This window comes from Stenotrophomonas sp. SBJS02 (assembly GCF_020428325.2).
In the GTDB taxonomy this organism is placed as follows: domain Bacteria; phylum Pseudomonadota; class Gammaproteobacteria; order Xanthomonadales; family Xanthomonadaceae; genus Stenotrophomonas; species Stenotrophomonas africana.
Genome location: NZ_CP109812.1, coordinates 4,227,749 through 4,248,815 on the forward strand (window position 1 = coordinate 4,227,749; position 21,067 = coordinate 4,248,815).

At 66.1% G+C, this 21,067-nt stretch carries 18 protein-coding genes and 1 pseudogene; 7 read left to right on the plus strand and 12 right to left on the minus strand.

Annotated features, from left to right (window positions below; translation table 11 throughout):
• Window positions 1-370 precede the first annotated feature (370 nt).
• Complete coding sequence (locus FQS62_RS19495) at window positions 371-2,416, plus strand: TonB-dependent receptor domain-containing protein (protein ID WP_208043708.1); 2,046 nt, start codon at window positions 371-373, stop codon at window positions 2,414-2,416.
• A gap of 60 nt (window positions 2,417-2,476) precedes the next feature.
• Here FQS62_RS19495 and FQS62_RS19500 read toward each other — a convergent pair whose 3' ends face one another.
• The gene (locus FQS62_RS19500; protein WP_162838397.1) at window positions 2,477-2,647 is read right to left on the minus strand and encodes a hypothetical protein; all 171 of its coding nucleotides are present in this window, start codon (window positions 2,645-2,647) and stop codon (window positions 2,477-2,479) included.
• A 213-nt stretch (window positions 2,648-2,860) separates the two neighbouring features.
• Here FQS62_RS19500 and FQS62_RS19505 point away from each other — a divergent pair, with 213 nt between their 5' ends.
• The gene (locus FQS62_RS19505; protein ID WP_049436940.1) at window positions 2,861-3,247 is read left to right on the plus strand and encodes a DUF2628 domain-containing protein; all 387 of its coding nucleotides are present in this window, start codon (window positions 2,861-2,863) and stop codon (window positions 3,245-3,247) included.
• A gap of 78 nt (window positions 3,248-3,325) precedes the next feature.
• Here FQS62_RS19505 and FQS62_RS22320 read toward each other — a convergent pair whose 3' ends face one another.
• The 3 genes and pseudogenes from FQS62_RS22320 to FQS62_RS22325 form a co-directional block, all read right to left on the minus strand.
• A complete protein-coding gene (locus FQS62_RS22320; protein ID WP_049449099.1) occupies window positions 3,326-5,857 on the minus strand; it encodes a methyl-accepting chemotaxis protein in 2,532 nt (843 codons plus the stop codon).
• Window positions 5,858-6,067: 210 nt separating this feature from the next.
• Window positions 6,068-6,961: an NAD-dependent epimerase/dehydratase family protein gene (locus tag FQS62_RS19520; protein ID WP_088480976.1), complete on the minus strand. Its 894-nt coding sequence runs from the start codon at window positions 6,959-6,961 to the stop codon at window positions 6,068-6,070.
• 98 nt (window positions 6,962-7,059) lie between these two features.
• Window positions 7,060-7,972, minus strand: a pseudogene (locus FQS62_RS22325) (S41 family peptidase).
• 49 nt (window positions 7,973-8,021) lie between these two features.
• Here FQS62_RS22325 and FQS62_RS19535 point away from each other — a divergent pair.
• Window positions 8,022-8,486 carry a MarR family winged helix-turn-helix transcriptional regulator gene (locus FQS62_RS19535; protein WP_107380472.1) on the plus strand — a complete coding sequence of 155 codons (465 nt, stop codon included), beginning with the start codon at window positions 8,022-8,024 and terminating at the stop codon, window positions 8,484-8,486.
• 5 nt (window positions 8,487-8,491) lie between these two features.
• Here the strand turns inward: FQS62_RS19535 and FQS62_RS19540 are convergent, their stop codons facing one another.
• Window positions 8,492-9,976, minus strand: coding sequence for a DUF4434 domain-containing protein (locus FQS62_RS19540; protein WP_208043876.1), 1,485 nt, complete (start codon window positions 9,974-9,976; stop codon window positions 8,492-8,494).
• 244 nt (window positions 9,977-10,220) lie between these two features.
• On the opposite strand from FQS62_RS19540, the gene FQS62_RS19545 reads away from it, so the two are divergent.
• Window positions 10,221-10,526, plus strand: coding sequence for a KGG domain-containing protein (locus FQS62_RS19545; protein ID WP_049449091.1), 306 nt, complete (start codon window positions 10,221-10,223; stop codon window positions 10,524-10,526).
• Between the two features lie 10 nt (window positions 10,527-10,536).
• Here FQS62_RS19545 and FQS62_RS19550 read toward each other — a convergent pair whose 3' ends face one another.
• A complete protein-coding gene (locus FQS62_RS19550; protein WP_208043877.1) occupies window positions 10,537-12,009 on the minus strand; it encodes an MFS transporter in 1,473 nt (490 codons plus the stop codon).
• A 126-nt stretch (window positions 12,010-12,135) separates the two neighbouring features.
• On the opposite strand from FQS62_RS19550, the gene FQS62_RS19555 reads away from it, so the two are divergent.
• Window positions 12,136-12,756: a TetR/AcrR family transcriptional regulator gene (locus FQS62_RS19555; protein ID WP_049449088.1), complete on the plus strand. Its 621-nt coding sequence runs from the start codon at window positions 12,136-12,138 to the stop codon at window positions 12,754-12,756.
• 15 nt (window positions 12,757-12,771) lie between these two features.
• On the opposite strand, the gene FQS62_RS19560 is transcribed toward FQS62_RS19555, so the two are convergent.
• Together FQS62_RS19560 and FQS62_RS19565 are read right to left on the minus strand one after the other, a co-directional pair.
• Complete coding sequence (locus FQS62_RS19560; RefSeq protein WP_049449085.1) at window positions 12,772-13,122, minus strand: VOC family protein; 351 nt, start codon at window positions 13,120-13,122, stop codon at window positions 12,772-12,774.
• 122 nt (window positions 13,123-13,244) lie between these two features.
• Window positions 13,245-13,445, minus strand: coding sequence for a hypothetical protein (locus FQS62_RS19565; protein ID WP_049449083.1), 201 nt, complete (start codon window positions 13,443-13,445; stop codon window positions 13,245-13,247).
• Window positions 13,446-13,633: 188 nt separating this feature from the next.
• On the opposite strand from FQS62_RS19565, the gene FQS62_RS19570 reads away from it, so the two are divergent.
• Window positions 13,634-17,020, plus strand: coding sequence for an autotransporter domain-containing protein (locus FQS62_RS19570; RefSeq protein ID WP_049449081.1), 3,387 nt, complete (start codon window positions 13,634-13,636; stop codon window positions 17,018-17,020).
• A 72-nt stretch (window positions 17,021-17,092) separates the two neighbouring features.
• On the opposite strand, the gene cml is transcribed toward FQS62_RS19570, so the two are convergent.
• Both cml and FQS62_RS19580 read right to left on the minus strand, forming a co-directional pair.
• Window positions 17,093-18,280 carry a CmlA/FloR family chloramphenicol efflux MFS transporter gene (gene cml, locus FQS62_RS19575; protein ID WP_088480050.1) on the minus strand — a complete coding sequence of 396 codons (1,188 nt, stop codon included), beginning with the start codon at window positions 18,278-18,280 and terminating at the stop codon, window positions 17,093-17,095.
• Between the two features lie 253 nt (window positions 18,281-18,533).
• The gene (locus tag FQS62_RS19580) at window positions 18,534-18,986 is read right to left on the minus strand and encodes a PA2169 family four-helix-bundle protein (protein ID WP_208043878.1); all 453 of its coding nucleotides are present in this window, start codon (window positions 18,984-18,986) and stop codon (window positions 18,534-18,536) included.
• Between the two features lie 464 nt (window positions 18,987-19,450).
• Between FQS62_RS19580 and FQS62_RS19585 the strand changes: the two genes are divergently transcribed.
• Entirely contained in the window at window positions 19,451-20,092 is a 642-nt protein-coding gene (locus FQS62_RS19585; protein WP_049449079.1) for a glutathione S-transferase family protein, read from the plus strand.
• 24 nt (window positions 20,093-20,116) lie between these two features.
• Here the strand turns inward: FQS62_RS19585 and FQS62_RS19590 are convergent, their stop codons facing one another.
• Together FQS62_RS19590 and FQS62_RS19595 are read right to left on the minus strand one after the other, a co-directional pair.
• Entirely contained in the window at window positions 20,117-20,524 is a 408-nt protein-coding gene (locus FQS62_RS19590) for a hypothetical protein (RefSeq protein WP_049449077.1), read from the minus strand.
• 49 nt (window positions 20,525-20,573) lie between these two features.
• Complete coding sequence (locus FQS62_RS19595; protein ID WP_006395620.1) at window positions 20,574-20,993, minus strand: H-NS histone family protein; 420 nt, start codon at window positions 20,991-20,993, stop codon at window positions 20,574-20,576.
• Window positions 20,994-21,067 lie beyond the last annotated feature (74 nt).

Consider the following 21,067-nt stretch of genomic DNA (forward strand, 5'->3'; position numbering starts at 1 on the left):
CAGTCGATGTCTGTCACTACCGGAACCCACACGATCTCCAACGGGGCGGAATCGAAAATGCGGCCCAGTCTAGGGCGCCGGATGTAAGCCGCGTGCGAAGGTCTACGCCGGGATTTATCCCCATTCAGCAAACAGCAGGCGTGCCGTGGCGGCGCAGGAGGTTGTCACTTCGTCACCGGGGGTACTGGATCGTAACAAACGCGAACGGTTATCATTTCATTAACCAGGCAGGTCACCGTCTTCCGCACGGCACAGACCCACCCAGCTGCGCCGTACACACCGCGCGCCGACGACCCAGGGAAGGGGCTGCCTGCTGTCCGCTGCACCTGCTGCTTCCACCGGGTCCCTTCTCTCTCCCATGGAAGCCGTCATGTCCCTGCCGTACCCTTTCCGCTCCGCGCGCCTGCCGCGTACCCGCCTGGCCACTGCCCTGGCCACTGCTTGCCTGCTGGCCCTGCCCGGGCTGGCTGCCGCTGAGGCCAGCGCCGATGCCTCCACCAAGGATCTGGATACCGTGGTGGTCACCGCCTCGGGCACCCAGCAATGGATCAAGGATGCGCCGGCCAGCATCAGCGTGATCAGCCGCGAGGACATCGAGCGCCAGCCGGTGCACGACCTGGCCACTCTGCTCAGCCGCGTGCCGGGCGTGACCGGCGGCCTCAGCGCCGCGGGCGAACAGTCCAAGATCAAGCTGCGCGGCATGCCCTCCAATTACACGCTGGTGCTGGTGGACGGCAAGCGCATGGGCAGTTCTGCCTCCACCAACTACCGTCCCGACCTGGGCCGCCAGGACCTGAACTGGATCTCTCCCGACCAGATCGAACGCATCGAGGTAGTGCGCGGCCCGATGTCGTCGCTGTATGGCTCTGACGCGATGGGCGGCGTGATCAACATCATCACCAAGCGCATCGGCGATGACTGGAACGGCAGCGCCACCCACAGCTACACCCGCCCGGGCGACGGCAAGCGCGGGGATACCCAGCAGATCGGCGCGACGTTCTCCGGCCCGCTCGGCGAGCGCTTCGGGCTGCGCATCGGCGCCAACAGCATGCGCCGCGACTCGGACCGCTCCAACGGCGGTGTCTACGGCAACGCCTACGCCGGCGAGAAGGACCGCAATGTCGACGCGCTGCTGCAGTGGAGGCTCAGCGATGCGCAGGAACTGTCGCTGGAGGCCGGCCACGGCGTGCAGCAGGCCTTCATCGATGCATCGCTGGAGAGGCAGGACGAAGGCGCCTGGGGTGCCAGTGAACTCAAGCGCAGCTCGCTGGCACTCAGCCACGATGGCAAGTGGCGTTTCGGCAACTCGAAGCTCAGCGCCTACTGGACCGAGTACAGGAACGACATCGGTGCCACCGGCCGTTCCGAGGCCACCGATACGATCATCGAAGGCAGCCTGACCACGCCCTTCACCCTTGGCGTTGAACACCAGTTCGCCGTGGGCGGCCAGTGGAAGCGTCAGGAGCTGACCAACACCGACACCATCGGCCGCGCGCCGATCGACTACGCCGGCAACGCGGTCAGTGGCTCGGACCTGGAGGTCGATACCTGGGCGCTGTTCGTCGAGGACGAACTGAAGCTGCACCGCACCCTGGCGCTGACGCTGGGCGCACGCCTGGACCACCATGAGACGTTCGGCGGCCACGTCAGCCCGCGAGCCTACCTGGTCTGGCATCCGGCCGAGCAGTGGACGATCCGCGGTGGCGTTTCCAAAGGCTTCCGCGCGCCCAGCCTGACCGAGAATTCGCCCAGCGCGGCCACCCAGTCCGGCGGCCGCGGCTGCACTTCGCTGATCCCGTTCGGCTATACCCGCGGCGGCTGCTACATGGCCGGCAACCCGGACCTGGACCCGGAAACCAGCACCAACCGCGAGATCGGCATCAGCTTCGACAACGACCTGGTCGATGCGGGCCTGACCTACTTCCATACCGACTTCAGGAACAAGATCGAGTACGCGCCGCTGGGCCGGTTCAACGGCATCTGGTGGACGCGCATGAGCAACGTGCAGCGCGCCCGTACCAGCGGCATGGAAGGCAACCTCAACTTCCGTTTCGGCGAGCACTGGCGCTGGCGCACTTCGGCCACCTGGATGAAGGAGGCCAAGAACCTGACCACCGGCAGGAACCTGATCGATACGCCGGAATTCTCCGGCTACTCGTCGCTGGACTGGGCGCCCAACACGGTGTTTTCCAGCAGCCTGTCGGCGCAGTACACCGGCAAGCAGACCGGCACCGCCACGACGTTCCTCAAGGCCTACACCCTGTATGACCTGACCGCGGCATGGAACCTCAACGAGGTGCTGACCCTGCGCGGCGGCGTCAGCAATCTGGCCGACAAGAAGCTGTATGCCGAAGGCTCCACCGACTACTTCGTGGCCGGACGCAGCTATTTCCTGAGCATGACCGCGCGGTTCTGACCGCCGGCGCGCGCCGCGATCGCGCTGGCGGCTGGCCAGCGCGATCGGCCGTGTTGCGGATTACTCGCTCTGCAGCGCGGCCGGTGCCGCATCCTGCGTGGCGGCCGTGCGCGCACGGTCCATCGCCACCGCCAGTTGCTGGCGAGCGAGCAGTTGTTGTGCCTGCACCACTTCAGGTGTCGGCAGGAGCACCGGTCCCGGTGCGTTTTCCGGTGTAGCAGGTGTGGTCATGCAACCTCCATGGACATCCCGCTGCCACCCAGATCCAGCAGGGGCGGCAGCGGAACTGCGCACCCTATCCTAAAAACAAGGCGGATGGGTGACGGTGCGGCGCCCCGCCACACCACGTGGAACACGGCAGGCGTCACATTTTTGACGCCGAAGCTTGGATCCTGAATAGGACTTGCCCTATCATGAAAACGTTTTCCAACAGGGATGTTTCCCATGAATACCACTGACCTGTCCCAGTTCAGCCCGAAGTGGCAGTTCCGCTTCAACTTCTTCCGCCAGCACGGCGCCCCCAAGAATCCCGGCTTCAAGCAGGCCTGGAAGGCGCTGTCCTTCGGTGACCGCCTGAAGATCAACCTGAACTTCTTTGCGTTGTTCTTCGGCGCCATCTACCTGTTGATCCTGGGCATGTGGCGCAAGGCACTGGTGCTGATCGGCATCAACATCGTGCTGGCCATCGTCTCCATGTTCCTTCCGGACGTCGTGGGGCGGATGCTGTTCATCGCCATGAACCTGCTGGTCGCCTCCAGCACCAACTACAGCTATTACCTGGAGAAGGTGGAAGGACGCGCCAGCTGGAACCCGTTTGAAGGCATGTTCTGAGCCCTCAGAACTGCGCAGGGATGCGCGGCAAGGATGCAATCGACGCCCGGCCCCCGCCGGGCGTCTTCGTTTGCGGGGTCAGGCCGCGCGGCGTGCCACGGCTGCCGGTTCGGCGTGCAGACGGAAGCGCGAGACCGCCACCGCCAGCTGCTCGGCCTGTTCTTCCATCGCCCGCGCGGCGGCACTGGCTTCCTCCACCAGCGCGGCGTTCTGCTGGGTGGTTTCGTCCATCTGCACCACGGTCTGGTTGACCTGCTCGATGCCGGCCGACTGCTCGCGTGATGCGGCCGAGATCTCGGCCATGATCTCGTTGACCCGACCGACCTGACCCACGATCTCCTGCATGGTGCGGCCCGCGCCGTGCACCAGCTGCGCACCGGCACCGACCTGCGCCACCGAGGCGTCGATCAGCGCCTTGATTTCCTTCGCAGCGCCCGCCGAGCGCTGTGCCAGCGCGCGCACTTCGCTGGCGACCACGGCGAAGCCACGGCCCTGCTCACCGGCACGCGCCGCTTCCACCGCCGCGTTCAACGCCAGGATGTTGGTCTGGAACGCGATGCCATCGATCACCGAAATGATCTCGGCAATGCGCTGCGAAGAGGATTCGATCTGCTCCATGGTCTGCACCACCTGGCTGACCACTTGGCCGCCTTCGCTGGCCACGCCGGCCGCGGAACCGGCCAGGGTATTGGCCTGCAGCGCATGGTCTGCATTCTGGCGCACCGTGGAGGTCAGCTCCTCCATCGAGGCCGCGGTCTCTTCCAGGTTTGCCGCCTGCTGCTCGGTGCGGCGCGACAGGTCACTATTGCCCGCGGCAATCTCACCCGCCGCCAGCCGGATGCTGGCCGCCGACTGCTGGATCTGTCCGACGATCTGGGTCAGCTGCTGCACGGTGCTGTTGGCGTCGTCGCGCATCACCGCGAACACGCCGTGGAAGTCGCCCTGCATGCGCGCGCTGAGGTCGCCTGCGGCGATCGCGCGCAGCAGCGTCGACAGCTCGGCCAGGTTGTGGTCGCTGACCTGCATCATGGTGTTGAGGGTTTCCACCATGCGGCGGAAGTCGTGGTCGAAGCGCAGCGTGTCGCCGCGCACCGCGAAATCACCGGCTGCGGCGGCTGCGGCCAACTGCTGGATCTGCTCATTGATCGCGGCCAGGTTGCTCTTGGTGGTGGCCATTGCAGCGGTGAAGACCGCCTTCTCGCCCGGCAGCGCTTCCATGTCCACGCTGAGGTCGCCCACGGCGTAGCGCTGCATCACTTCAACCAAGCGCTGGGTGACTGCATTGCTGGACGCCACCAACTGGTTGCTGTCGGCCACCATGCGACCGTATTCGCCGGGGAACGCCGAGGCATCCATGCGGTAGCTGAGCTCTCCGGCATCGTGGCGGCGCGCCATCTCCGCCTGCGCAGCCATCACCGCCTGCAGCTGGCCGCGCATGCCCTGCATCGCTTCCAGCAAACGCCCCACTTCATCGTCGCTGCGTGCCGGCAGGGTGCTGTCCAGCTTGCCCGCGGCGACATCGCCGGCCACACGCACGGCTTCGGCCAACGGGCGGATCGCCAACCGGCGCAGCAGCACATAGACACCGGCACTCAGCGTCAGCGCGGCCACCACGCCAACCAGCAGGGTCAGCCACAGAAGCTGACGCGCCTCGGCCACGATCACCGCATGCGGCATCACCACGCCCAGCGCGAAGCGCTGAGGGGCGTCGCCCACGCGCAGCGGCACATACACGCGCACATTGCCGGCCGCATCGGGGCTGAAGGCCTCGAACGGACGATCGGCGGCGATGTCGGCCAGCATGCTGCGGGTCAATGCATCGTTGCGCGGCTTGCCGATCTCGGCGGCATTGGCCGAAGCCAGCACCACGCCCTTCGGCGACAGTAGTTCGACGCGGCCGGCCCCCATCGGCTTCAACGTGGCCAGGTGCTTCTGCAGCGCTGCCAGCGAAAAGTCCACGGTGAACACGCCAAGGAACCTGCCGTTCTCGATGATCGGCGTGCTCAGCGTACTCATCAGCACCTGCTGCCCGGCGATGTCATAGGCATAGGGTTCGCTGACCTTCGGCAGCTTGTCGCGGCTGGGCACCATGTACCAGTCACCCGAACCGCTGGCGGTCTCGGTGTAGTCGGTCATCGTCGACTGCTGCGGCTTGCCGTCGTGCCAGGCCCAGTAGCTCATGTAACGACCGGTAGCATCGTGCGCTTCGGTGTTGACGAACTCTGCATCCTTGCCGTCGAAGGCATCGGCCTCCCACATGGTGCTCTTGCCCAGCCACTCCGGGTGGGTACGCAGCTGTTCGCCAAGCACTGCCGCCAGGCTGGCGCGATCGGGCACGTCACCGCGCGCGCGCTGGGCGAGCACGGTTTCGACCATGGCATCGTTGCTGGCGAAGGCGGTGCCCAGGTCGGCCGAAACCTGGCGCGCTTCGGCGTTGGCCTCGCTGGTCATGGTCTGGCGCGAGGCGCTGATCAGACTGGCGCTGGCCTGTCGGTAGATCAGGAATGCGGTCAGGCCGAAGCACAGCAGTGCGATCACAGCGGTGCCCAGCATCAGCTTGTGGGCAATGCTGCCCGGGCGGCGGGCAGCGGCGGAGCGGGAAGGAGGCATGGAAAGGTCCGCAAGGCAGTTCAGGACGACCGGCGCCGCGAAGGCACCGCGCAGGCGCGCGATCCATCGCGCAGGCCACCGGCCGCCGGGTCGTGCCCGGCACTGGAAGCGCACCGGGTTAGCGGCCGCCTGCCAACGAGGTTGAGGCGGCGGGCCTGCACATTCCTGAACCTGCTCAGGGTCGGGTCAGGAAGCCGCCCCGTTGCCGCCCTATTCGGCCACGCGGTCCTTGATCCATTGCGCCCGCGGCAGAACTTCGATGCTGCCAGCGGCGTACTGCTGCAGGACATCGTCCGGCCCAAAGCGCGGCTGCCAGCCCAACGTCCTGCGCATACGGGCGCTGTCGTAGACGCGATCGATGCTGAGCGGCAACGGCCAGCGGCGGCGCTCGAACTCGGCCAGCAGCTGTGGCGCGCGACGGGCCAGCACGTTGCGCGGCTGGGTCGCCAGTTCCAGGCAGTCATCGCGCTGGAACGGCGTCGGAGCGCAGGCAATGTAGCGCGCGAAGGCCGCGCCCTCATCGTGCAGCAGCGCGGCGTGCGCGCTGGCCACGTCGCGCGCGTCGATGCCACGGTGCAGGCGGAACATCGCCATCCGCTCCGGTGGCTCGGGGAAGCAGCGGGCCATGCGCAGCACGCGCACGCTGAAGCCCGGCGCGGCGGCAGCTTCAGCCAACGCCTCTGCCTGCAGCTTGCTGCGATGGTAGATGGTGCGCGGCAGGGGTTCGGTGTCCTCGTCGATCCAGCGGCAGCCGCCGGCCACCACCGCGTGACCATAGAGCGCGGTGGTGCTGGTCAGCACGAAGCGCCGTGCACCGGCCTCGCGCGCCGCCTGCAGCAGGTGCGCGGTGGCGTCCACATTGATCTGCTGGAACACCGCATCCGGCACCAGCCCGACGTGCGGGGCGTGCAGCGCCGCAGCATGGATGACCGCGTCGACGCCCTGCACCGCCCGCGTGACCGCATGACGGTCGGTGACATCGGCGATGATGCGCGTAGTGGCGAACGGACTGCGATCCAACCCCACCACTTCATGGGCCGCCGCCAACGCGCCGAAGATCGCACGCCCGATCCGCCCGGAACTGCCGGTCAACAGAATCTTCATTGAGTCCATTCACTCGAAGCGCCCGGGAACTACCGGGATGCTTCGATTCTAGGCATGCAGCATGTCGTCTGCGATAGGGCGCGGTTGCAATTGTGCGTTCATTTCTGCAATGCCGATCGGGCCAGCAACTGCCGCGCGACGAACAGCGGATCGTCACCGCCTGCTGCATCAGGCGTGACACCGGTACGTTCCCAGTTGCTACCGGTACGCAGGTTGATCGGCTGCCGGTCGGGAATGCTGATCTGATAGCCATCCGGCAGCAGCACAGGATCATCGAACATATGTGCCGCGCCCCCACTTCGACTACCAACGACACGTGCCCGCCCCTGCGCCTGCAGCGAGTACGCGACAAATTCCGCGGCCGATCCGGTACGGCGGTCGATCAGGATCACCAACGGCTTCAGGTACGGCGGAAGGCTCGCTGGCGGCAGTGGCACGGGAGTACGCCGTCCACGTTGCTCCAGCACCTGCACTGCGGTGACATCTAACTCCAGCAGGGTACGCACCAGCAGGTCCGCACTGCCGTCATCGCCCCCCCCCGTTCTGGCGCAGGTCCAGCACCAGGCCATCGGTGTCGGCCAGCAGGGTGAAAGCTGCGGCCAGCTTCGGCCGGGCCAGATCGAGCGGATAGAAGGTGCTCAGGCGCAGGTAACCGATATTGCCCTCCAGCACCCGCACCTCGCGCACGCCCGCACCCGTGCTGCGCGCATCCGCGCGCCAGGCCATCAGCCAGTCGTCCTGGTCGCCGCTGGCATCCACCCGCTCGACATGGAAGTGGCCATCGAACACGTCCAGATCCTGGTTCAGGCGTGCGCTGAACGCCTTCGGGTCCGCGCAGCTGTCCACATAGCGCTGCTGGCTGGACCAGCCGCGCACCGCCTCGGCAATGCGCGCGCCCTCGGCCACGTCCAGGTACTGCGCCTGTATCGCCGTGGCCGCCGCCTGCAGCACCGCGTCCTGGGCCGGGCAGGACGCCGCCAGCAGCGCGCCCAGCATCCACGAAACCGCCATGACCGCACCCCCGTTGATGATATATAAGTACTTATATATCATCGCCTCCATGGATCTCCAACACGCCACGCTGGGGACGCTGCTGCGGGCCCTGCTCGACCAGCTCGACCCGGCGGTCGAGCAGGCCTACCGCCACCTGAAGCTGGACTACCGGCCGCGCTACACCCCAGTGCTGCGCACGCTGATGGCGCAGGGCCCCTGCCGCATCAAGGACCTGGCACTGGCCTGCGGACTCAGCCATTCGGCGCTCAGCCAGACGGTTTCAGCGATGGTCCGCGACGGTTGGCTGCACGCTGCGGTCGGTGAAGACAGCCGCGAGCGCATCCTGCAGTTGAGCCCGCGCGCGCTGCAGGCGTTGCCGGCGCTGCAGGCGCAATGGCAAGCCACGGCGCGCGCGGCGCGCAGCCTCGATGCCGATCTTGGACAGCCGTTGGAGCAGGTGCTGCGCGACGCACTGCAGGCGCTTGAGCAGCGGCCGTTCGCGCAGCGACTGCGCGACACACCGCAGGGCTGAGGCGCCTACTGCTCCGCCGCCATCTCGATCTCACTCAGGAAGGTCCAGCTGCCATTGGCCAACCGCAGCTCCAGCGTGCGGCACTGCGCAGCCATCGGCGCGGCATTGCCCAGCACGTATTCCTCTTCGGTCGAACCGCTCAGCCCTGCCTGGGTGAATGGTGCCGACAGCACGCCGATGCGGGTTGCGGCAGTGCCCGGCTCAGCGCACATCACCTCCACCGACGTCGGCGTGACGATGCCCCACGCCGGGCGGGTCATCGTATGCAGGCCGATCCAGTCCACCCGCCTGCGTTGGCCCAGGTCGATGGTGATGCTGACGTTGCCATGCACGCCCACCCAGCCGGCATCCATCGGATTGCGCGGATCTCCCACGCGGCGATCAAACAGCTCGTGACCGCTGCTGTCGGGATAGTTCGCATCTGGCGCTACGCTGTAGCTGTAGGTGGTCTGCACCGGATCGACACTGTAGGACGCACCGAGGCCATACAACCCGCGATAGGTGTTCATCAGCCGCGGCGATTCGCCATAGCCCTGGCCGGGGCCGACCACCTCGGACATGTGGTACTGGTTGAGCCAGGCAACGCGCTTGCCGGCCGAGCGCGCACTCCACAACTGCTGGTTGATGCGCTGTACCGAGGCCGGACGATAGGCGCCGGACAGTCCATTGCCGGTGTCCAGGAACAAGGGACTGCCATGGTTGAACAGTTCGATGTCGGCCCACAGGCCGCTGGCACCCAGCGCCGCCGACAGCGCCTCGTAATACGCCTCGGTGGAATGGCCGGCGCGATCCCACTGGAACAATCGGGCATGCGAGGCGGCACCGATGCCATCCTGCCAGATCTGCACGTCCACGCCGGTGGCCGTACGGAACTGCACAGCAGCCCGGCCCACGCTGGCCGGATCAACGGTGGATGACGCAAGGTAGGGTGCCGCCATCACCGGCCGCGAAGGTGTACTGCCTTTGAGCGCCGCCACGATCGCGCGGTAGAACGGCGCGCGATCAGCCGGCACCTGTGCCGGCTCGTCGGTGATGTACCAGCCTGCGAACGCCGGATGCGATCCGTACTGCTGGCCAAGCTGGGCCAGCGACTGCGCCGCATCCTGTGCCACGGCCGTTGCGTTCTGGCCTTGCCAGAAGGTGGCGCACTGCCCCGAGCTGTAGGTGGTGCCGACCACGACCTTCATGCCGCGCGCGGCTGCCGCGTCGAGCACAGTGCCGAGCTTGCCGGGAAAGCCGGCAATCCATTCGAAATCCTGCACGCCGCTGGCGCATCCCACGCCAGCACGGGTGGCACGCAGCTGACCGAGGATGATCGTGTCGTTGCCCAGGTCCTGCAGCTCATCCAGGAACAGCGGCAACTGCGATGCCGGCAGTTGTTCGTCGGTGGCCGAATAGCCGACGTGGACAAAGCTGCCGGACAACAGGGGGCTGGCTGCATGGACGGGGGCGGCACAGGCCAGCAATACGATCACTCCAATCCTGTTCATGTTCTACGTCCCTGTCGTGGCCAGCCGAGTGGCGTTGTTGCGCATGCTATCAACAGCGGCGGTGACCTCGGTTGAGCGAAAGCGCTTCCGGGTTGCAGCACCCGCCTGAATGGCTGCGCCATCAGCCCCGTGCGCAGGGCGCGTGAAAGCTGTGGCGAAGATGGCGACCTGGACTTAGCGTGCGATGGCCAAGCATGGATGCTGTCGTCTACGAAGGCGGCGTCCACACTGCAGGAGATTTCACATGACTGAGCAGAACCCGCGCAGCTCCAACCGGGGCTTCGCATCAATGGACCAGGACAAGCAGCGCGCGATCGCTGCCAAGGGCGGGCGGGCCGCGCACGCCTCCGGCAACGCGCACGAATTCAGTCCGGCCGAAGCACGTGTCGCAGGCCGCAAGGGCGGCGAGGCGATCAGCCGCAACCGCCAGCACATGGCCGCGATCGGTCGTGAAGGTGGACACGCTCGCCACGCCAATGCGCGCCAGCAGCAACAGCAGCAACAGGAGACCGAACGCACGACAGAGGGCCCGCAACGCCAGCAGGGCTGAATGCCGCGCGTCAGGCCGGTGCGCGCTGCCGATACAGACCCAGCGCCACAAGCAGGGCCAGCGCACCGGCCACCGCCATCGCCCAGCCGAAACCACTGGCCATCGCACTGCGATACCACGCCAGCATCTGCGGCGTGGCGTGCGTCGAGCTCGGTTGCAGGATCATTTCGCGCGCCTGTGCCACCAGCCCCCGCTGCCCGGCCGCCTGTGCGGAAGTAGCGAACTGTTGTACGGCGCGCTGGCCCATCAGGCTGCCCAGCAGCGCGATGCCCAGGCTCATGCCTGCCTGGCGCAATGCGTTCATCGTGGCTGAAGCGATACCCGCGCGCTCGACCGGCGCGCTGGCCATGACGGCCATGCCGGTCGCCGGCACTGCCAGCCCCATTCCAACGCCAAGCAGCACCAGTACAGCACTGGCATAGGCACGTGAAGTAGCCGGTTCAAACGTAGCCATCGCGCACAGCGCTGTCCCGGCCAGGGCGTAGCCCAGCGCCAGCGCGGCATGCAGCCCGAGGTGGGCGACCAGACGACCGAACAACAGCGAGACGACACCCATCAACAGGAACTGCGGCGCCAACTGGGCGCCGGCCTGCGCAGCGCTGTGCCCCTGCGCCTGCTGGAAGAACAGCGACAGGAAGAACAGGCTGGCATAGGCAGTGAAGCCCAGCACGAACGATGCCAGGTTGAACATGCCGAAGCGGCGGTCGGCAAACAGGTCCAGCGCCAGCAGTGGGCGTGCCACGCGGCGTTCGACGATGCCGAACAGGATCAGTCCAGCGGCTGCGACGCCCAACGCCAGCAGCGTCACCGGGGCCAGCAGGCCATGCGCGCCGATCGCGATCAGCCCGTAACTCAGCGCACCCAGCGCGACGATGCTGAGCAGCTGCCCGGCAGGGTCCAGTGCAGCGTGCTGCGGATGCCGCCGCTCCGGAATTCCCCAGGCGCCCAGCGCCAGCGCAAGCAGGCCCAGCGGCAGGTTGATCAGGAAGATGCTGGGCCATCCGGCGCGCTGCACCAGCACGCCCCCCAGCAGCGGGCCCAGCACCAGGGCCAACGCACTGAACGCCGACCAGCCGCCGATCGCGCGTGCGCGTAGTCGCGCGTCGGGGAAGGCGTGGCTGAGGATCGGCATGGCGCTGGGAATCAACAATGCGCCCGCGATGCCCTGCACTGCGCGTCCAGCCACCAGGGTCGCAAGAGTGTTGGCACAGGCGCAGAGCAACGAACCAAGAGTGAAGGTGGCGACGCTGATCAACCACATCCGCCGATGACCGTAACGGTCCCCGAGCGGCCCTGCCGACAGCATCAGCGCCGACAACGCGATCGCATACGCATTGATCACCCATTGCAGCCCGGCCATGTCAGTGCTCAACGCCTGCTGCAGGGTGGGTAGCGCGACGTTGACGATGCTGATGTCCAGCGAGGCGAGAAACGTGCCGAGGTAGGCGGCCAACACCAGGGCCGGACGTTGGAAACGTTGCATGTGTGGATCCCGGGGGAGGACGTGCGCGCATCGTAGCTACTGACTGACCGTCGGTCAATGACCGGCGGTCAGTCAATGCCGAAGGACAGCTAGAATGGCTACCGTCGCACCCGAACCTTGCCCACCATGCAGACCCCAGCTGTCGCCAGGCCTCGCACCAAGCCCGCGGAAACCCGTCAGGAAGAACTGATGGACGCCGCGCAGGCACTGTTCCTGTCAAAGGGGGTAGACGCCACCACCATCAGCGACATCGTCGCCGCGGCTGATGTGGCCAAGGGCACCTTCTATACCTACTTCGCCTCGCGCACCGAGATCCTGCAGGCGCTGGCACAACGCTACACGCGGCAGTTCATGGAAGCGGTCGACCAGGCCGTGCAGCAACACCCCGCCGGCGATGGCGTGGCACGCCTGCGTGCCTGGATCCGTACCAACATCGAGCTCTACGTGCGCACCCACGCGCTGCACGATGTGGTGTACGCCAACCATCATCACCACCAGCGCGGCAACGCCGAACGCAATGCAATCCAGCGGCACCTGCTGGGCATCCTCGAAGCGGGCAACGCGGCCGGTCTGTGGCAGCTTCCGGCGCCGCAGGTTACCGCCTCGTTGATCTATGCCGGCGTGCACGGCGCTACCGACGACCTGATCGCCACACCGGCACAGGATGCCGACGCGTTCATCGAAGCCGTGCAGGCCGATTGCCTGCGCATGGTCGGCGTGCCACCGGCCGGTGCCAAGCGGCGCTGACGAACCGTCTGTCGCTCAGGTGTGGGCGAGGATGTTCAACAACCGCCCGAAGGGGTCACGGACGAAGAAGCGGCGCACGCCCCAGGGTTCATCGGCCGGGCCATATTCCAGCGGGATGCCGGCCGCGCGCATCCGTTCCAGTACCTGCTGCAGATTGTCCACTTCGATCGACAGGTCCGGCACTGTGGTGCCGGAACCCCCTTCACTGGCAAAGCTGATCTGCGCCAGCGCGCTGCCCTCACCGCCATGGGTGACGATCCAACCGTGGTCCATCACCACCGGCATGCCCAGCAGTTCGCCATAGAACGCTGCGGCACGCGCAGGGTCAGGCGTGGCGATGTTGGCGACGACACGTTTGACGGCCATGGCACTCCTCTGCCCATGAAGACATGCCGAGACTACCGTATCGATGCCGGCATCCTCGATTGAAACAGAAGAGCCCCGTCGATGACGGGGCTCCATAGAACGCAACGCTCAAACGGCGCGACTCACACGCCCATGCACAGGTCGACCACGCAGGTGTTGTACGCCTGCTGGCATTCACCGGCATCGGCACCACTGGCCAGGCACATCTGGTAAGCCCGCCAGCACGGCTTGTCGCAGGGCTCGACCGGCCCTGCCACCGCCACCGAACCAGTACATGCCAGCGCGAACACAGCCCCTGCGATCACTTTCCTGAAAACTCGCATTGCATCACTCCCTGATAGGCCTGGTGAGCCCAGGCTGGGTCACGGTAGCGGGACCGCAGGGAGACGAAGTGAAAGCCGATGTCACCCAATCTTAACCTGTTCATTAAATTTTCTTCACGCCACTGGGGGTGATCGGCGCGCTGCGGGGTTAACGGCCTTTGATGTCCGTCAATCAAGGAAGTTGTCTGATGAATCACCCGCTGTACGGCCGTTCGTCCCGCTCCCTCTCACATCGCCCGCTGGCGCTTGCCGTCGCCAGCTCGCTGTTGCTGGCCACCGCACTCCCGGCCATGGCCAGCGAATCATTCGATGCCTGGCAGCAGCAGCGCCAACTGCAGGCCGCGTGGGCGCAGCCCACACCGCTGGCGAGTTCATCGACCGACGCGAACCTGTCGGCCGCAACACCCGTAGCAGCAGCCAGCGCCACGTCGATTCCCGGTAAGCCAGGTGATCCGGCCAGCTGGCGCACGAACGAATTCAACGCCGACTGGGGACTGGCCGCGACCAACGCAGACCACGCCTATGCGCGGGGCCTGACCGGTACCGGCATCCGCCTGGGTGTGTTCGACAGCGGCACCGGCCTGGACCATCCAGAGTTCGCCGGGAAGAACCATCGCAGCATCCACATTGCCGACTTGCTGGCCGACGGTTCGCACTGCACCAACACCACACAGCTCACGGGTCCCGGCGCCTGCTTCTCCAGCGATGGCGACGACGTGCAGGTAAGCTACGTCGGCTTCAACGCCAACGTCCCACAGAACATTCGCGACCTGATCATGGCCGGCCCCTATGTTCAGCCCGGCATCGGCTTTGAAGTACACGGCACCCATGTGGCCGGCACCATCGCCGCCAACCGCGACGGCAATGGTATGCATGGGGTCGCCTTCGGGGCGGATCTCAGCGTCGCCCGCCTCTTCTTCAACAGCGCCAGCGAATGGCAGCGTACGGCAACCGGCTATTCGGTGGTCTCACTGGGTAGCGTTGGCCCCGATTCGTCCGCCGTGGTCGACATGTACGCCCAGATGAACGCCCAGGGCGTGCGCGCGGTCAACCATAGCTGGGGTCTGAGTAATGAGCCCAATGCGGTACTGATGGATCAGATCTACAACGATCCGGATGATCGCGATTACCTCGCAACCTATGCCGACGGATCCCGCGCCAATGGCATGATCCAGGTCTGGGCAGCGGGAAATTCGCCTGCACGCGATGTTGCGGCTCCCGTATCGGCCAGCCCGATCGCCGGCATGTATGCCACCCTTCCGCGTGCCTTCGCTGACATCGAGAAGTACTGGCTCAGTGTCGTCAACGTCGGCCAGGATTTCACGCTCAGCCTGACCTCCAACAAGTGCGGCCTCAGCGCCAACTGGTGCCTGGCCGCTCCCGGCTCAGGCATCAACTCCACAGTCTATGGCGATGATTCCGCAGTGGCGGCGGCGCTGGGCGTGGATGCCAACGGCAATCTGTCGCTTGACGTCACCCAGCGTGTGCCCACCTACGGCTATGGGTTGCTCAGCGGCACCTCGATGGCCGCACCGCACGTCACCGGTGCGCTGGGCCTGTTGTTCGAACGCTTCCCCTATCTGGACAGCGCACAGGTCCGCGACGTGCTGCTGACCACCGCGCGCGATCTGGGCGCACCGGGCATCGACGAGATCTACGGCTGGGGCCTGATGGACCTGCGCAAGGCCATCGAAGGCTATGGCTCGCTGCGCGTGGATACCTACGTGGTGATGAACCAGAAGGCTGGTGGCCTGAAGGTGTGGGAGGGCGATGCCTGGGATGACTGGACCAACGACATCGGTGGCCCCGGCAAGCTGACCAAGTCCGGCATCGGCTGGCTGCGCCTGAGCGGCGACAACACCTTCAACGGCGCAGTGCTGCAGGACGGCACGCTGGAATTGAACGGTGCCAACACGCTCACGTCTGCGGTCGAGGTCCAGGGTGGCCAGTTCCTGCTCAACGGCAGCCTGGTCTCCACCGCGCTGAACACCACCGGGGGCGTGAGCACGGTCAGCGCAAGCGGCCTGCTGAAGGACAGCAACCTGACCGTCAACGGTGGCGTGGTGTCCTTCAACGGCACGCAGACCGGCGGCACCACCACGGTCGGTGCCAACGGCCTGCTGAAGGGTGTCGGTACGCTGGGCAACACCCGCGTGGACGGCATCATCGCGCCCGGCAACTCCATCGGCACGTTGACCATCAATGGCGACTATGTGCAGGGCGCAACCGGTGTCTACGCGGCCGAACTCGCTCCGGGCGGGCGCAGTGACCAGCTGCACGTGACCGGCACCGCCACCCTCGGCGGCACTCTGGTCGCACTGCCGGAGCCGGGCACCTACTACCTCGGCGAGCAGTTCAATTTCATCCGCGCCGATGGCGGCGTCAGCGGCCAGTTCGCCAAAACCGACTTCAGTGCGTTCTCGCCGTTCCTGCAGTTCAGCCTCGCCTACGGTGCCAATGGCACCCGTATCGACGTGGCCCGCGGCGCCTCGCTGGCCAGTGCCGCCACCACGCCGAATCAACGCGCGGTGGCCGGCGCCGCTGACGTGCTGGCAATCAACCAGGGCCTGCCCAAGCCGCTGACGCAGCTGTTCCCGCAACAGGTCGGTGGCGTGCTCGATGGCCTCAGCGGCGAGCTGCATCCGGCCACGGCATTGGCCCTGGTCGAGGGCAGCCGCTATGTGCGCGATGCCGCACTGTCACGTCGTGCCGGTGCCACCGCACCCGGTGCCGATGCGGGCGACGCCACGGGCGCATGGGTGCAGGCCCTGGGCGGCAACAGCAAGCTGGATGGCAACGCCAACACCGCCCGCACCGAAGCCAACAGCAACGGCCTGCTGGTCGGCATCGACCGCGAGTTCTCCGGCTGGCAGGTTGGCGTGCTGGCCGGCACCGGCCGTACCGACGTGAAGCAGCAGGACCGCCGCGCCAAGTCGAAGATCGACAACACGCACTTCGGCGCCTACGCCAGCCACACCTGGGGCGGCTTCGGCCTGCGCGGCGGCGTGGCCTGGAGCAAGCACGAGGTGAAGAGCACACGCGATGTGGCCTTCGCGGGCTTCAGCGACAGCCTGAGCGCACGCTACGACGCCCGCACCCGCCAGGCCTTCATCGAAGCCGGCTACCGTTTCGGTGGTCCGGAAGCCGGGCTGGAGCCGTACCTGCAGGTCGCGCGCGTGGAGGTGGATCTGAAGCAGATCAACGAGCGCGGCGGTGCGGCGGCCCTGCACGGCGAGGTGGACGACACCGGCACCACGGTCGCCACCGCTGGCCTGCGCTTCGACAAGGGCCTGAAGGCATCGTTCCAGCAGGACAGCTGGTTGCACCTGCGTGGCGGTGTCGGCTACCGCCGTGCCTCGGGTGATCGCAACCAGGTGGCCAACCTGGCCTTCGCCAACAGCAGCACCACCTTCGTGGTCGAGGGTGCTCCGATTGCCGACAACGCCGTGGTGGCCGAACTGGGCCTGTCCGCGTGGCTGACACCGCGTCAGCAGCTGGATCTGGGCTACAGCGGCCAGTACGGCAGCGAGAGCCGAGACCACAGTGCGAACGTGCGCTGGTCGGTGCGCTTCTAACGCCACGCACATGATCGATTGACGGGTTGGGGCGGCCTCTTGGCCGCCCCATTTTTTATTCACTGCCCAAGGCTACGTGCGGCACCGCAACGCCGCCACAGCGATCAGGCTGGCCAGGGGCAACAGCAGGCCATAGGCCACCAGCGGCCACACCGTGTCCCCTGGCAACAAGACGGTAGCCAGTGTCCCGAAGCCGGCCACGATCACGCTCTGTACGGCGTAGTAAAGCGCCACCGCCGTACCCGACGCGTCGGCGAAATCACGCAACGCGCCATGGGCGGCCACCGAAACGACCATCACCAGCCCCACCGCAATGCCCCACATCGGCAGCACGACACTGGCAAATGACAGTGGAAACACCGCAGCGAGCGCCATCAGCAGCACACCCACCATCATCACGCAGAGCCCGCGCAGGAAAGTGCCACGTACCGCCCAGCGTGCAATGAACCGCTTCGCCACGCGCGAAGTGAGGATCATCACCAGTGCCACGGTCGCGAACGCCAGGCTGAACGTGATCTGCGAATACTGCATGCGCTCGACCAGCACGCGCGGTGCAATCGAGAAGAACACGAAGAACGTACCCATCGCCGCACTGAATCCCAGCGTGTATGCCCAGAAGGCGCCACTGCGAAGCACCCTCTGTAGTGCCGGTCCCGCTTCTGCACCAGATGCTGGGCGGCTTTCCTGCCACTGGCGTTGCGCGCGCAGGCCGGCAACCGCGCCAAGCACGCCCAGAAGCACGAAGATCACGCGCCACCCCGCTGCCGTTGCCACCAGTGCCCCCAGCATCGGCCCCAGCGCCGGTACGAAGGCCAGCATTGAAGCGAACAGCCCGTACAGCGACGCGCCTTCCGCTGTATCCGCGTATACATCACGCACCGTGGCAAAGGTCGCCACCAATGCCGCCGACGCCCCCACCGCCTGCACGGTGCGCCAAGCCAGGAATGCGCCGCCACTGCTGGACAGCGCCAACGCAAACGACGCAACGGTGAACAGCAACGCCCCCAGCAGCAGCACCGGCCGCCGCCCGATGCGGTCGGACAACGGGCCGAACAGCAGTTGGCCGATGCCGAGCAACAGCATGTAGATGCTCAGCGTCAATTGCACCAGCGTAGGCGATGCACCCAACGCATTGGGCATCAAGGGCACTACGGGGAGATAGATATCCATGGCCAGCGAGGCCAGGAGGTCGAACGGCGCCATCAGCGCAATGGCCGATGGCAGGGTATGGGCCCAACGCGGGGCCTGTCGATTGAACACGGGGAGTCTCCGCCCAGAGTGAATCCGGCGGTGATCCATCCATCTCGCGTGCATCGCAGGGATGGGCACCGCAACAACGTCTGCTTCGTTGTTGCGGCTCAGCGAACTGTCTGCGGACCGTTCCCGTTGTTCATGGTGTCCATCGTTGACCGTGCGGAACCGGTCAGAGTGTAGCAGCGACCGGTTCAGGGTGACCGGGGCAGCGATGCCGCCCCGGCCGCGGCGACCCCGGGGAGTGGGCCGCCGATGATCATCAAGCCGCCTTCATCGCATGCTTGCGCGCGCGCATCACGTTGTGGCATTCCTGCACTTCCGGCAGCAGCTGGGTCACTTCCTGACGCACTGACGGCGGCAGCTCGTTGTCCTTCAGCACGTCCTTGAACGCACCCAGCAGGCGGTCTTCGGATTCCTCCAACTCGGCCACATAGCCGTAGTTGGTATCGCCGAACGCGGCGCGGACCTTGCCGTAGAACTGCTGCATCGAGCCGACCACGGTGCCATGCTCGGCAGGCTTGCCACCGCTGGCTGCAACCGAGCCACTCAATGCGGCCACGATGCGGCCCTTGACGCCGGCAATGCGAGTGAACAGGGCCGAAAGCTCGGCGTCCTTCACCTTGGTCGCGGCTTCTTCATAGAACGACTTGCCGTCACGGGCGATCTCGATCAGGTCGTTGAGGCGATGTTCGATGGTGGACTGGGTGCTCATGGCGTTGCTCCTGTATCGTCGTTTCGGGGGAGAAAAGCAGCCTCGACTGCGCTGCCTGCGGATCCACTCTGGACATGCTCGTGTAGTTCGCAGGTGAGCAACGATTGATACGCACATCACTTCACCCAACCCGCACTGACTGCTTCACGTCACAGTGGCGCGTGGATCACATCGAGCGATCCTGGGCAACTCACCAAGGTATGAAGAGGATGATCACCACGATCACCAGGACTGCGGCGAGCACTCCCATCAGCACGTTTCTCTGGCGCCAACTAGGCTTCGGTTTCCCGGGGTATTCATTCCTGCTACCTGTCTCTGCGGATGACCCCGGCAGACTGATCGATCCAGGACAGTGCCTGCGTGCAGATCACGTGCAGGCGACGTGGAGGGCACCGCCCCTGTCGATTTTCGGCACACTCGCTCGTCAGATCATCAAACCTTCCTTGACCGCGCGGACTGTTCCCATGCCTCCCATCCTCACCGCCTTCGCCACCTCCCCCGACCGTGGCCAAGGCCTGGCCCGCGACATGCGCGTACGCTGGGCGCTGGAGGAACTGGCTGTGCCCTATGATGTGCAGCTGCTCAGCTTCACCGAGATGAAGCAGCCCGCGCACCTGGCGCGCAGTCCCTTCGGGCAGATTCCCACCTGGCAGGACGGCGGCCGGCTCCTGTTCGAATCCGGCGCGATCGTGCTGCACCTGGCCGAGCAACACCCCGGCCTGCTGCCAGCCGATCCGGCTGCACGCATGCGCGCGATCATGTGGATGTTTGCCGCGCTGAACACGGTGGAGCCGCCCATCGTCGAACGCTCCATGGCCTGGGTACTGGAGCGCGAGCAGCCCTGGTATGCGCAGCGTCTGCCGATGCTTGAAGAGCGCGTGCGTACGCGGCTGTCACAACTGTCCGCCTGGTTGGGCTCGGCGTCGTGGCTGGAGGGCGAATTCAGCGCCGGCGACCTGATGATGGTCTCGGTGCTGCTACGCCTGAAAAGCAGCGGCCTCCTAGACGAGCACCCGCAGGTGGTCGCCTATGTGGCACGCGCAACGCAACGACCGGCGTACCAGCGCGCGTTCGCCGCGCAGCTGGCGGTATTCCAGAACGCCTGAGGCTACGCCCCGTGGGCAGAGGCATCAGCGCAGACTGCGCCGACACGCAGCCTGCACCAGCATCAGCTGTGCCACCAGGATCAGCATCGCGCAGCCTGACAGCAGCCATGGATCGATGTACCACTGCGCGTTGAAGCTGAAATCTCCGGCGGAAATACGCTTCCAGCCGTTGAAGTGCTGCATCGCCGCGACCACGAACGCGAAGCCGCCCGCGGTGTACGACAACCACGGCACGATGAGCCCGCCCGGTCGCGCGAACAGCGTCAGCACACCCAGCACGCCGATGACCGTGCGCTGCACGCGGCAGTATGGGCAGACATAGGCCATTCCGCTCCATTCCACCGCCCAGGCCAGCAGGCTGACCAGCACGGCCGCGCCTGCAGCTGTGTACAGGACTTTCGGCGTGATCGTCATGCCACCCTCGTGTGCCATCCCGTGCTCCTCGGTTGAAAGACCCGGGCAGGGTAGCAGTGCCGCAGCCTCATCCCTTCTTGATGACGGTCCGCTTGCCGATGGTGCTGGTCTTGCCAGCGGTCGGCCTGGCCAAGCCAGGAATCAGGAAATCGGTGGCCTTGTGGCCCATCGACACCTTGGACGCCAACCAGCGCGGCATGCGCCCGCGACCGGTCCAGGTCAGGCGCTTGTATTCCGGGTCGCGATACTTGGGCGCGACTTTGCCGGATTTACGGCGGGCGGATTTGCGGGCAGGCGCAGGTGTTTCCGAGGCTTCCCCACCGAAGAGTTCTTCGAGGGTGTAGCCGGCTTCGGCCGCGGCGGCTTTCAGCATCCGTCGCACCGCACTGGCCGGACGGCGGCTGGAAATCAGCTGTTTCCGCTGTTCAGCGGCAACCACCAAGGCGCCCAGCTCCCGAAGGCTGAGCGATTCAATATCAATCGTCATGGGAGAAAGGTCTCCTGCGAACCGCCAGCTGTCAAGGCGCCTTGCGCCTCGCGTAGACACAGGCTTCACCGCCG